General features: G+C 69.6%; 10 protein-coding genes, 1 pseudogene and 1 riboswitch. Of the genes and pseudogenes, 1 reads left to right on the forward strand and 10 read right to left on the reverse strand.

All coding sequences use genetic code 11. The features are described from left to right. Positions 1–157: 157 nt before the first annotated feature. Positions 158–265 (forward strand): annotated as a pseudogene (locus tag U9J41_RS29305) (hypothetical protein); the annotation flags it as partial. Positions 266–345: 80 nt separating this feature from the next. On the opposite strand, the gene mntP reads toward U9J41_RS29305, so the two are convergent. The 10 genes from mntP to U9J41_RS04680 form a co-directional block, all read right to left on the reverse strand. Beyond that, complete coding sequence (mntP, locus tag U9J41_RS04635; protein WP_322400519.1) at positions 346–915, reverse strand: manganese efflux pump MntP; 570 nt, start codon at positions 913–915, stop codon at positions 346–348. 6 nt (positions 916–921) lie between these two features. Continuing rightward, positions 922–1,096: riboswitch (yybP-ykoY riboswitch) on the reverse strand. A gap of 34 nt (positions 1,097–1,130) precedes the next feature. Continuing rightward, a complete protein-coding gene (locus tag U9J41_RS04640) occupies positions 1,131–2,435 on the reverse strand; it encodes a sugar MFS transporter (RefSeq protein WP_322400520.1) in 1,305 nt (434 codons plus the stop codon). A gap of 12 nt (positions 2,436–2,447) precedes the next feature. Then, entirely contained in the window at positions 2,448–3,428 is a 981-nt protein-coding gene (locus U9J41_RS04645) for a glucokinase (RefSeq protein WP_322400521.1), read from the reverse strand. After that, on the reverse strand, positions 3,425–5,938 hold the full coding sequence (locus U9J41_RS04650) for a glycoside hydrolase family 3 protein (RefSeq protein WP_322400522.1): 2,514 nt from the start codon (positions 5,936–5,938) through the stop codon (positions 3,425–3,427). The genes U9J41_RS04645 and U9J41_RS04650 overlap by 4 nt, the downstream gene beginning before the upstream one ends. A 113-nt stretch (positions 5,939–6,051) precedes the next feature. Further along, positions 6,052–7,431 carry a GH1 family beta-glucosidase gene (locus U9J41_RS04655; RefSeq protein WP_322400523.1) on the reverse strand — a complete coding sequence of 460 codons (1,380 nt, stop codon included), beginning with the start codon at positions 7,429–7,431 and terminating at the stop codon, positions 6,052–6,054. A 96-nt stretch (positions 7,432–7,527) separates the two neighbouring features. Next, positions 7,528–8,556, reverse strand: a complete 1,029-nt coding sequence (locus U9J41_RS04660; RefSeq protein WP_322400524.1) for a LacI family DNA-binding transcriptional regulator — start codon at positions 8,554–8,556, stop codon at positions 7,528–7,530. 75 nt (positions 8,557–8,631) lie between these two features. Further along, positions 8,632–9,687 carry an ABC transporter ATP-binding protein gene (locus U9J41_RS04665; RefSeq protein ID WP_322400525.1) on the reverse strand — a complete coding sequence of 352 codons (1,056 nt, stop codon included), beginning with the start codon at positions 9,685–9,687 and terminating at the stop codon, positions 8,632–8,634. A gap of 3 nt (positions 9,688–9,690) precedes the next feature. Continuing rightward, positions 9,691–10,623, reverse strand: coding sequence for a carbohydrate ABC transporter permease (locus U9J41_RS04670; protein WP_322400526.1), 933 nt, complete (start codon positions 10,621–10,623; stop codon positions 9,691–9,693). Continuing rightward, positions 10,620–11,495 carry a carbohydrate ABC transporter permease gene (locus U9J41_RS04675; RefSeq protein ID WP_322400527.1) on the reverse strand — a complete coding sequence of 292 codons (876 nt, stop codon included), beginning with the start codon at positions 11,493–11,495 and terminating at the stop codon, positions 10,620–10,622. The genes U9J41_RS04670 and U9J41_RS04675 overlap by 4 nt, the downstream gene beginning before the upstream one ends. Before the next feature lies 1 nt (position 11,496). Then, positions 11,497–12,726, reverse strand: a complete 1,230-nt coding sequence (locus U9J41_RS04680; RefSeq protein ID WP_322400528.1) for an ABC transporter substrate-binding protein — start codon at positions 12,724–12,726, stop codon at positions 11,497–11,499. Positions 12,727–12,910 lie beyond the last annotated feature (184 nt).

The following is a 12,910-nucleotide window of genomic DNA, read 5'->3' on the forward strand; positions in this document are numbered from 1 at the left end:
GCGAGCGCAGGCGGCGCCTGGTCCGCGCGCGTCCGCCGCAAGGCCGGCGACGCCGGGCCAGCGCGCGTCTTGACCATCACGTTCCGCGAATCTGCTCGCCCGCTGGCGCGGCTGCCGGCCGTCGATACGTCCACCGCCCGGCGTCGTCCTGATGGGCATGGACGGCAGCGCCAGCACGATCGCGGGCACGGCGAGCGTGCGCAACGAAGGCGCCATCCACACGGCCGGCGACCTGACGCTGTCGGCACCGCGGCTCGACAACACGGGCACGGGCGGCATCTCGTCGGAAGCGAACCTGACGACGGCGGCCGGGAAACCGGCCGCCGTTTTTTTATCGGCGCGGCGTCAAGCGTGGCCGATGTGCTCATACAGGATCAGCGCCCCGATCGCGACCAGCACGACGCCGCCCACCACCTCCGCGCGCTTGCCCACCAGCTTGCCGAGGCCGCGGCCCACCATCACGCCCAGCGTCACCATGATGAACGTCGACAGCCCGATGGCGCCTGCCGTCGTGACGATGTTCGCATCCATGAACGCGAGGCCCACGCCGACGGCCAGCGCATCGATGCTGGTCGCGAATCCGGTCACGGCCAGCAGCCAGAACGAGTGCGAGGACGGCTTTTCGTCCTCGTCGTCGTCCGCGCCCCACAAGCCTTCGCGGATCATGCGCAGGCCGAGCAGGACCAGCAGCGTGAACGCGATCCAGTGGTCCCACGCTTCGACATACGGCGCGGCGACGTGGCCGAGGGCCCAGCCGATGACGGGCGTGATGCCTTCGATGACGCCGAAGATGGCGCCCGTGCGCAGGGCTTCGCGGAAGTGCGGACGTTGCAGCGCGGCCCCCTTGCCGACGGCGACGGCGAATGCGTCGGTGGACATGGCGAGGGCGAGTGCGGCGGTGGCGAGGAAATTCATTACGGTTCCGGTCGGGCTAATGACGATGGCATGCCGGCGCGGCCCGATGAACGCGCAGGCATACCAAAGGTCTTGCCAACCGAAACGGCTGCCCGTACCACGACGGCGATGGACCGTCGAGTATGTTGATACGGGAACTTCCGCGTGGACGGAAGCAGGCTACTCCCCAATGGGATGCCGGCATTCTACTGCAAAACCCGGCCGGAAGGCCAGCGTCAGGCCGCCTGGCCCTGGCGGCGATGCAGGTTGGCGTATTTCAGCCCGAAGAACAGGATGAAGCCATAGCACGCGGCCGGCACGAGGAACGACGACTGGACGCCGATATGGTCCGCCAGCATGCCCTGCGCGAACGGCACGATCGCGCCGCCCACGATGGCCATGCACAGGATGCCGGAGCCCTGCCCGGTATGGCGTCCCAGGCCATGCAGGGCCATGCTGAAGATCGTCGGGAACATGATCGAGTTGCACAGCCCGACGGCGAGGATCGCCCACATCGCGGCGCGGCCCTCGCCGAAGATGGCCGCCAGCACGAGCACGATGGCGGCGCACGCATTGAACGCGAGCGCCTTGCCCGGACTGACGACGCGCATGACGCCGAAGCCGATGAAGCGGCCGACCAGCGCGCCGCCCCAGTACACGCTGACCCAACCGGCCGCCTGCGCCGCCGGCAGCGCGGCGACGCGCTGCTCGCCGAGGAAACTGACGAGGAAGCTGCCGATGCTGACTTCACCGCCCACGTACAGGAAGATGGCGACGGCGCCCAGCACGAGGTGGCGGTAGCCCAGCACCGGGCCCGAAGCGGTGGCTTCCCCTGCCGCGTGGTCGATGCGCGGCAGGCGTGCCAGCGCGAACAGCACGGCCAGGAGCGCGAGCGCCGCCGCCAGTGCGAGATAAGGTCCCTGCACCGTGGCCGCTTCATGGGCGCGGTGCGCCGCCTGCCCGGCCGCGTCCAGCGCCGCGACCTGGCCTGCCGTGAGGCCGCCGGCGCCGCCCAGGATCAGGGCGCCGCCGACCAGCGGGCCGACCGTGGTGCCGAGCGAGTTGAGGGCCTGCGTGAACGTCAGCCGGCTCGACGCCGTGGCCGCCGGGCCGAGGACGGTGACGTACGGGTTCGCGGCGACCTGCAGGATCGTGATACCCCCCGCCAGCACGAAGAAGGCGAACAGGAACAGGCCGTAGCCGCCGCGCGCGGCCGGATAGAACAGTGCGCAGCCGGCGGCCGCGATCAACAGGCCGGTGACGGCACCCTTCTGGTAGCCGAGGCGGCGGATCAGCGCGCCGGCCGGCAGCGACACGATGAAATAGGCGCCGAAGAAGCAGAATTGCACGAGCATCGCTTGCAGGTAGTTTAGCGTGTAGATGGCCTTGAGGTGCGGGATCAGCACGTCGTTCAGCGATGTGAGCAGCCCCCACATGAAGAACAGGATCGTGACGATGACGAGCGGACCCGTGTTCGTCGCGGACGTGCCGGGTGCCGCCGCCAGCGGCGCCGTCCCCGAGGTGTTCGGTGATACTGCCATGAGGTCTCCTCGTTATGATGATTGTCGTGATGCGGCGTCGAGCATCGCGGCCACGCCGCACAGCGCGGGATACGGTTCCGTGACGAGCCACGTCGGGACGCGCGCCAGCCACGGTTGCAACCGGCCCTTGCCTTCGAAGCGCGCGCGGAACGCGGACGCATGGAACAACGGCCCGAGACGCGGCACGATGCCGCCGCCGATATACATGCCGCCGGTCGCGCCCAGGGTCAGCGCGACGTTGCCCGCCACGCCGCCCAGCATGGCGCAGAACACGTCGACCGTCGCGCGGCAGGCGGCGCTCGTGCCGTCCAGCGCCCGCGCCGTGATGGCGGCGGCGGCCAGCCGTTCGCCCGCCAACACCCGGTGGATCGCCTCCAGGCCGGGGCCGGACAGCAGCCGTTCGGCCGACACGTGGCCGTGTTCTTCGCGCAGCGCCTCCAGGAGCGCCGTCTCCTGCCGTGTGACGGGCGCGAAGCTGGCATGGCCGCCCTCGCCCGGCAGCGCGATCCATTGCGTGCCGCCCGGTCCCGGCGCGGGGACGACGGCCGATACGCCCAGGCCCGTGCCCGGTCCGATCAGGCCGATCGGCCGGCCGGCCTGCGCGGCGCCGTCCGCGCCGCCGATGCGTTCGCGGCCCGCCTCGTCGAGGTGCGGCAAGGCCATCGCGAGCGCCGCGAAATCGTTGACGACGAGGAGCGTGTCCAGTCCCCGCGCCGCGCGCAGCGCGGCGATGGAAAAACGCCAGTGGTGGTTCGTCATGCTCACGACGTCGCCTTCGACGGGATTGGCGATGGCGATGGCGGCATGGCGCAGCCCGTCCGTCGCATGGCCCCGCGCGGCGGCGCCGGCCAGGTAGGCGTCCATCGCGGCCCCGATATGGTCATGGTCGCGGCAGGCCAGGACGTCGATGTCGGCGCAACCGGCGCCCGGGGCCTGCAGCGCGAAACGGGCATTGGTGCCGCCGATGTCGGCGAGCAGCCGGTAAGCGCTCATTGCAGTTCCTCGCAGCCGATGGCGTCCCCGGTGGCCGTCACGTCGACGTTGCCGAAAGCGGCCGTGAACGGGCCGCTGCTCGTCACGCTGAACGGCGTGTCCACGCGCGCCAGGTCGGCGCCGTGCGCGCGGAAGCACGCGAGCGGGATCGCGACCGACTGCCGGCCCTTGCCGGCCAGGCGCGTGAACAGCCGCGTGGCGTCGAGCGGCGTGCCGCACGCCCTGGCGCCGCACGCCATCGCGATCGTCACCTTGCCCGCGGGCGCGGCCTGCACGAGCGTGTCGAAGCGCAGCAGCCCCTTGTCCGCCAGCGCGGCCGGCAGCGCGAGCGGCTTGTCGCCATGCGCCTCGAACGTGGCCGGCGCCGTCCACGTGACGAGCTTCGCGTCCTGCTGCGCCTTGATCTGTGCGACGGCGGCGGTGATGCCGGGCAGGCGCGTGGTCGCGTTCAAGTCCGCGCCGAGCGGCTGCACCCTGGCGTCGCTGCGGATGCGCAAGGGGAAGCTGGCGCGGTCGGCGTGGCCGTAGACGGGATAGGTGTCCGCCGCGCTGCAGCCGCCGGGCGGGTACGCGGCATCGAGCAGGCCCACGTGCGAACGCTCGTCGCGCTTGAGCCCATAGCCGTAGGCGAACAGCGGTGCGTAGCCGGCGTCGCCGACGTTCAGCGGCGTCTGGCACACGGTCTTCGGCCACGAGAACGACAGCCTGCCCGTGAATTCATAAGGTTTCGCGCCCTTGGCGGCGACGAGCAGGTCGGACACGCCCTTGCCTTCCGTGCCCGGCAGCCAGGCGGCGACGAACGTGTCGGACAGGTTCAGCAAATCGTTGACCCACAGCGGCCGGCCGGACAGGAACACGGTGACGACCGGCTTGCCCTTGCCGTGCACGTTCCGCAGCACGGCGAGATCTTCCGGATAGCGGCTCGTATGGCGCAGCGTCCCGGCCGGCACAATGTCGCCGTCGCCTTCCGCGTACGGGCCTTCGCCGATCACGGCGACCACGGCGTCGAACTTGCCCGGGTCGACATCCGCCGCATCCGCGCTGTACGTGACGTCGGCGCCGGCGGCCTTGAGGCCCGCGAGGATCGTGTCGGCCTTCGGGAAATCCGCGTTCGTGTTCGCCGTGCCCTGCCACGTCAGCGCCCAGCCGCCGGTCTGGTTGGCCATGCTGTCGGCCGCCTTGCCGACGACGAGAATGTGCTTGTTGGCGGCCAGCGGCAGCGCCGGGCCCTCGTTCTTGAGCAGCACGAGCGATTCGCGCACGGCGCGGCGGCCCAGGTCTTTCGCGAGCAGCGCGTCATCCTTGCCGGCCCAGGCGGATTGCGACGGCCGCTTGCCGAACACGCCCGCGCGCAATTTCACCCGCACGATGCGGCTGACGGCGTCGTCGATGCGGGCCAGCCGAATCCGCCCGGCCTCGACGTCCTTGACCGTGTTGGCGATGAACGCTTTCCAGTCGTTCGGCACCATCACCATGTCGACGCCGGCGTTGATGGCCTGGGCGCAGGCGTCGTTGCGGCAGCCCGGCACTTCGCCGATGCCGTTCCAGTCGGTGACGACGAAGCCGTCGAAGCCCATCTTGTCCTTGAGGATGTCGGTCAACATGGCGTGGCTGCCGTGCACCTTGCCGTAATCGTGGCCCGCGGCGACGTCGTTCCAGCTGTTGAACGAGGCCATGACGGTCTGCGCGCCGGCCTCGATGCCGGCGTAATAGCCTTGCGCGTGGATGTTCATCATGTCGCGCTCGCTGACCTTCGCGACGCCCGTGTTGACGCCGAATTCCGTGCCGCCGTCACCCATGTAGTGCTTGATGCTGGCGATGACGTTGGCGTCGCCCTTGAGCGCGCCCTGCAGCCCCGCCACATAAGGACCGGCCAGGCGCTTCACGAGTTGCGGGTCTTCCGAGAAGCTCTCGTAGGTGCGCCCCCAGCGGTCGTCGCGCACGACGGCGACCGTCGGCCCGAACACCCACGCGATGCCGGTCGCGCGCACGGCCTTGCCGGTCGCCGCGCCGATCGCCCGCACGAGTTCCGGATCGCGCGCGGCGCCGAGGCCGATATTGTGCGGGAACATCGTGGCGCCGTAGACGTTGTTGTGGCCATGGACGGCGTCCGTGCCCCAGATCATCGGGACCTTGACCGCCATGTCGGTCGCGATCGACGCATCGTAAAACGCGTCGGCCAGCTTCAGCCAGTCGGCCGCGTGCGCGTGCTTGTCGTTGTGCGGCCAGCTGCCGCCGCCGTTCAGCACGGAGCCGAGGTAGTAGGTGCGCACGTCGTCCGGCGTCACGCTCTTGATTTCGGCCTGCGTCATCTGGCCGATCTTCTGCGCGAGCGTCATCTTGCCGACGATCTCGCGCACGCGCGCCTCGAGCGCGGCGTTCGGGGCGATGGCGCTCGTCAGGCGCGGCCAGGCATCCAGCTGCGGTGCCGCGGGTGCGGCGGCGGCGCAGGCGGCGGCCAGCGCCAGCGCGGACGCCACGGCCAGGCGCATGGTGCGGTCGATGTTCATGCGGGTGTCTCCAGAGGTTATGTCGTTATGGTTGCGACGCGGTTGGAAAGGTTTCCAATCGCATGCGTGGATATTGAATGGAAACGTCCGCGCTGTCAATCGCCCGCTTGCGTTCAGACGCCGCGCAGGAACGCGCGATACCACTTCGCACTGTCCTTCAAGGTGCGCCGCTGCGTGGCGTAATCCACGTGCACGAGGCCGAAGCGGCGCAGATAGCCTTCCGCCCACTCGAAGTTATCCAGCAGGCTCCAGGCGAAATAGCCTTTCACCGGCACACCATCGGCGGCGGCCTGGCGCAGCGCGGCCAGATGGCGCATCAGGTAGCGGCGCCGTTCGACGTCGCGGACCTCGCCGTCGCCCCCGACCACGTCGTCGTAGCACGAGCCGTTTTCCGTCACGTACAACGGGCCGGGACGGTAGTCGCGGTCGATGCGCGCGAGCAGCTCCGACAAACCCTGCGGCGCGACCGGCCAGCCCATCGCCGTGGTCTCCCCCTGCGCCGGCAGGATGCGCGCGCCGAGCGGGCCGTGGTCCGGGTCGTCCGCGACGGTCTCCGGGAAATAGTAATTCACACCGAGGAAATCGGTCGGCACGGCGATGGCATCGAGGTCGCCCGGCAGCACGACGGGCGCCGCCGCTCCCACCCGCGCCAGCGTCGCCTCGGGATACCCGCGGCCATACAGCGGGTCGAGGAACCAACGGTAGCGCAGGCCGTCGTGCCGTTCCATCGCGGCGACGTCGCGCGGCGCGGCGCTGGCGGGACGCAGCGGATGCAGGCTCAGTGAAATGCCGACCCGCGCATCCGGCACGTTGGCGCGGATCACCGGCACCGCCCTGCCGTGCGACAGCAGCACGTGATGCGCGACCTGCAGCGCCGTGCCGAGGTCCTTGACGCCCGGCGCGTGCCAGCCTTCGTAGTTGCCGATGATGGCCGTGCACCACGGTTCGTTATGCGTGATCCAGTGCTGCACGCGGTCGCCGAGGCGGCGCGTCATCGCGTCGGCCAGTTCGAGGAAGGCGTCGACCGTTGCGCGGTCCGCCCACCCGCCGCGGTCCTGCAGCCATTGCGGCAGGTCCCAGTGGTACAGCGTGGCCCACGGCTGCAGGCCCCGTTCCAGCATGCCGTCGACGAGGCGCGAATAGAAATCGAGGCCCTTCTCGTTCGGCTTGCCGCTGGTCCCGTCGAAGATGCGCGGCCACGCGATCGAGAAGCGGTAGGCGTTCAGGCCCAGGTCGCGGCCGATGTCCAGGTCTTCCGGCCAGCGGTGGTAATGATCGCACGCGACGGCGCCGGACGAGCCGTCGCGGATCTTGCCCGGCGCGGCGGCGAAGCGGTCCCAGATCGATTCGACCCGGCCGTCGACGGCCCCCGCGCCCTCGATCTGGTAGGACGAGGTGGCGCAGCCCCACAGGAAGTCGGCGCCGAAATCGGCGCGCCGCGGCGCGTGCGGCTCGGCGCTGCCGGCGGCCGGGAAATGATCGTTGGTGGTCATGGTAGTCGGTCTGTCATGGTTGTAATTGGAAAGGTTTCCAGAGGCGCCGCAAAAAAAAGCGCGCATGCGGCCGCGCGCCCGGTCACGGCGGCGCCGTCAGGCGGCCTTGCGCCTCCCGCTGGGCGCGGTCGCGAGCGACGCGCGCAACGTCACGCTGACGGGGAATTCGCGCGTGACGGGCCGGCGCATGTCGTAGCACAGGTTGAGCAAGGCGTTGATGCCGTTCTGCGTCATCTCGCGCCACGGCATGTGCACGGACGTCAGGCGCGGCGCGGAGAACGCGGCGCTGGGCGTGTCGTCGTAGCCCAGCACGGACAGGTCGTGCGGCACGCGGATGCCCGCCTCCTGGAAGTACGACAGCGCGCCCACGGCCATCTCGTCGTTGGCGCAGAACAGCGCCGTGCAGCCGTAGCCGGAATCGAGCAGCTGCTTGGCCGCGGCCCAGCCGCCCGCCGGCGAAAAGTCGCTCTCGAGGCGCCAGACCTTGGCGGGATCGATGCCGTGCTCGCGCAGCTCGCTCATGAATCCGTCGATGCGGGCGCGGTTGTCCTCCAGCTGGCGCGGACCTTCGACGACCGCGATCTTGCGGTGTTTCTGGTCCAGCAGCGCGCGCGCGGCGAGGCGCCCGCCCAGCGCGTGGTCGACGGTGAAGCACTGGTCCGGCATCGATTCGAAGCTGTGGTTCAGCGCGACGAGCTGGCCGGACTTGACGCCCAGCGCGGCCACGTCTTCTTCCTGCAGGGCGCTCGTCATCACGACGAGGCCGTCGCAGCCGCGCTCGACGAGGAATTCGACGCCCTCGATGGCCTGGCGGCGTTCGTCGCCGAGGCCGACGCCGAACGCCAGCACCATGTGCACGCCGGCCGCGCGCAGTTCCGTGTCGATGATCTGCAGGATGGGCGTGTAGAACGTCCCGCTCAGCACGGGGATGTACACGCCGACCATGCGGCTCGTCCCGGACAGCAGCGCGCGCGCCGCGTGCGACGGCCGGAAGCCCAGTTCGTCGATCGCCTTCTTCACGCGTGCCAGCGTCGCCGGCGACACCGATCCCTTCCCGCTCACCACGCGCGACGCCGTGCCCAGGCCGACGCCGGCCAGCTTCGCTACGTCCTTGATAGTCGCCACAAACTCTTCCTCAATGCCTACGTTTCGCCAGGGCCGCCGGGGCGGCGCGGCGTAAGGATACTGTATTTGCGCCGTTCACAGGCGATTTCCCGTCTGCGCATCGAACAGCGACACCCGCGCCGCGTCGACGGCGAACGCGACCCGTTCGCCCGGCGCGAAGCGGCGCGCATCGTGCACGATGCTGGCCAGCAGTGCCTTCCCGCAGCGCAGCCACACGACCTGGTGATTGCCCATCGGTTCGACGAGCGTCACCTCGCCCCGCAGTGCGCCGTCGGCGCGGATCTCGACGTGCTCGGGCCGCACGCCCAGCACGGCCGGCTGCGCGGCCGGGCAACCCACGTCGCGCGCCGGCACGAGGTCGATACCATCGGCGCCGAAGCGCCCGGCCGCATCCAGCGCGCCGTCCACGAACGCCATCGCCGGCGCGCCCAGGAAGCCCGCCACGAAGCGGTTCGCGGGCCGCTCGTACACGTCCAGCGGCGTGCCGACCTGCTGGATCGCCCCCTTCTCCATCACGACGATCCGGCTCGCGAGCGTCATCGCCTCCACCTGGTCGTGCGTCACGTAGATCATCGTCGAGCCCAGCGTCTGGTGCAGCAGTTTCAACTCGCGGCGCAGCTCCGCGCGCAGCTTGGCGTCGAGGTTCGACAGCGGCTCGTCGAACAGGAACACCTGGGCCTCGCGCACGAGCGCGCGCCCGATCGCCACGCGCTGGCGCTGGCCGCCCGACAGCTGCGCGGGCTTGCGCCGCAACAGCGCGTCCAGCTGCAGCATGGCAGCGGCGCGGTCCACGCGGCGCCGGATCTCGGCCTTGGGGGTGCCGGCGATGCGCAGGCCGAACGACATATTGTCCTCGACCGTCATCGTCGGGTACAGCGCGTACGACTGGAACACCATGCCGATCCCGCGCTCGCTCGGATCGCAGTCCGTCATGTCGCGCCCGCCGATCTCGATGGCGCCCGACTCGCTGTCGACCAGGCCTGCGATGCTGTGCAGGAGCGTCGACTTGCCGCAGCCGGAAGGCCCGAGCAGCACGAGGAATTCGCCCGGTTCCACGTGCAGGTCGAGGTCGCGGATGATGGGCTTGCCGCCCAGGACGATGTTCAGTTTGCGCAGCGAGACGTTGGCCATCCCTTATCCTTTCACGGCGCCAGCGGCGATGCCGCGCACGAACCAGCGGCCCGAGAAAAAGTACAGCGCGAGCGGCACGAGCGCGGTCAGGATGGTCGCCGCCATGTTCACGTTGTACTGCCGGGTGCCGGTGGTGGTGTTGATCACGTTGTTCAGCTGGACCATCATCGGCATGTTGTCGCGCCCCGCGAACACGAGGCCGAGGATGTAGTCGTTCCACACGCCCGTCACCTGCATGATCGCGGCGACGACGATGACGGGCAGCGACATCGGCAGCATCACCTGCCCGAAGATGCGCCAGAAACCGCCGCCGTCGACGCGGGCCGCCTGGAACAGCTCGTGCGGCACGTTGCGGTAGTAATTCCGGAACAGCAGCGTCATGACCGGCATGCCGAACACGAGGTGCACGAGCACGATCGCGGGCAGCGAGCCGAAGATGCCGGCCAGCGCCATCACGCGTACGAGCGGATAGATCATCACCTGCACCGGGACGAAGGCGCCGGCCATCAGGATGCCGAACAGGACGTTGGCGCCGCGCGGGCGCCAGAACGACAGCGCATAGCCGTTCACGGCGCCGAGCAGGATCGGAAGGACGGTGCTCGGCACGGTGATGGCGACGGAATTCCAGAAGCCGGTGCGCACGCCCGCGCACGCCGCGCCCGTGCACACGCCGCTCCACGCGAGGCGCCACGGCTCGAAGGTGAGCGCGTGCGGCAACGCGAAGATGCCGCCCTGGCGGATCTCGTCCATCGTCTTCAGCGACGTCACGATCATCACGTACAGCGGCAGCAGGAAGAACAGCGCGGCGCCCAGCAGGAAGACGTACAGGCCGACGCGCGCGGGCGTGAGGCGGCGCCGCGCGCGCCGCAGCGGCTTGCGCCGCGCGGCGGCGGCCGGCGTGGTGGACAGCGGCGGGACGATCGTCTGCGGGTTCATGCGGCCTCCTTGCGGCTGCGGGCATAGGCATACGGCGCGAGCAGCGCCAGCACCGGGACGAGCAGCACGATCGCGCCGGCCGAAGCCAGGCCCACGTTCGAGCGCAGGAACAGGTGGTCCATGATGAATTTGGCCGGCACCTCGCTGGCGATGCCGGGACCGCCCTGCGTCATCGCGACGACGGCGTCGTACAGCTTCGCCACGGCCGTCGCGAGCAGCAGCAGGACGGTGGCGACGGTCGGCCACAGCATCGGCAGGATGATCTGGGCATACACGCGCCAGGCGGGGATGCCGTCCAGCCGCGCGGCCTTCCAGATCTCGGGGTCGACGCCGCGCAGCCCGGCCAGCATCAGCGCCATCACGAGGCCGGACGCCTGCCACACGGTGGCGATGACGACCGTGTAGATCGCATGGTCCTGCGACACGATCCAGTCGAACCGGACATGCTCGAACCCGAGCGCGCGGAGCGCGCCGTCGATGCCGTCGCCCGGGCTCAGGAGCCATTGCCATACGAGGCCGGTCGCGACGAACGACATCGCATACGGGTACAGGAACACGGTGCGGAACACGCCCTCGCCTTTCACGTTCTGGTCGATGAAGACGGCCAGCAGGAAGCCGATGACGAGGCTCGCCAGCACGAACAGGGCGCCGTATGCGGCCAGGTTATGCAGCGACAGCATCCAGCGCTCGTTGTCGAACAGGCGGTGGTATTGCGCGAGGCCGATGAAGTGCCCGGACGGGAAGGTGCGCGAGCCGGTCAGCGACAGATAGAACGTCCACAGGCCGGCGCCCAGGTAGCCGAGGGTGGCCACGACTGCCATCGGCAGCAGCGCCGCGTACGGTGTGGCCCGGGCGAGGGAACGGCGGGCCATGTCAGTAGCGCAGCGCCGAAGCGATGCTGTTCTGGGCCCGGTCGGCGGACATGTCCGTGTTCCAGTAGGCGGTCAGCACGTCCTGCAGCGCGCCGTTCTGGTCGGGCGTCAGATACACCTCGGCGACGCCCACCGGCCGGCGCGGATCGCGCAGGATCGCCATGCCCTTGCGCGCGCATTCGTCGAACCCGCTGTCGTCCGCGTCCAGCCGCACCGGGATCGACCCTTTCAGCTTGTTGAACGCGCGCTGCACGGCGGGCTTCTCGACGACGCTCGCGAGCAGCTTCTGGGCGCGCAGCGTGGCCGGATCGTCCGTTTTCGGGAACACGAACACGTCGCCCTGGATCAGGTAGGGACTGTCGCGGCCCAACCCAGGCAGGCAGCCGAACTCGCGGCCCGGCGCCTGCCCGGCCGCGATGAATTCGCCCTTGGCCCAGTCGCCCATGATCTGCATGCCGGCCTTCCCGCCGATCACGAGCGCCGTCGCGTCGTTCCAGTTGCGGCCCGGCGAGGCCGGATCGACATAGCCCTGCAGGCGCTTGAACGCGACCAGGACCTGGCGGAACGCGGCGGAATGGATGGCGGCCTGGTCGCGGTCGCGGATCACTTTCAGGTACAGGTCGCGGCCGCCGAGGTTCGACAGCACCATCGAAAACAGCAGGATCTCCTGCCACGCCTGGCCGCCGTGCCCGAGCGGAATCAGGCCGGCCGCCTTGAGTTTGTCGAGGTCGGCGAACAGTTCGTCCATGCTGGCTGGCTCGCGCGCGATGCCGGCTTTCGCGAACGCGGCTTTCGAATACCAGATCCACGTCTGCATGTGGATGTTGATCGGCACCGCGTACCAGTGGCCGCGCACCTTGATCACGTCGACGATCGGTGCCGGCAGGACCTGGTCCCAATGGTCGCGGCGGGCGATGTCGTCGACGGGATTGAGCATGTCTTCCTCGATGATGTCGAGGAACTGCTTGGAGGTGTTGAACTGGGCCGCGGTGGGCGGTTTGCCGCCGATGATGCGGTTGATGGTGACGGCGCGCGCCTGGTCGCCCCCGGCGATCGCGGTGTCGACCCAGGTGCCGCCGGCCGCGCGGTAGGCCTGCTCGACCTGCTTCACGGCGGCCGATTCGCCGCCGGACGTCCACCAGTGGATCACTTCCGCCCTGGGACCGGCGTGTGCCGCCGCCGCGAATGCGCACAACCACGCGCCGAGCAGCCACCTGCGGGTTCCGTACATGCTGTCTCCGTTATGGCGTCCTGGCGGGGCCGGCGCCTGTTTTATGCGGTCATGGCATACGCGTGGAAACGTTCCCATGGCCGTTGCCCGACTATAGCACCCGGCGAAAATCGGTGTCAAACACAAGATGCCGCCATTCTCCTGCAGGCGGCGCGCTCCGGCGAGGGGATTCTCGATAAAACAA

The sequence above is a fragment of the Massilia luteola genome (genome assembly GCF_034420155.1).
In the GTDB taxonomy this organism is placed as follows: domain Bacteria; phylum Pseudomonadota; class Gammaproteobacteria; order Burkholderiales; family Burkholderiaceae_D; genus Telluria; species Telluria luteola.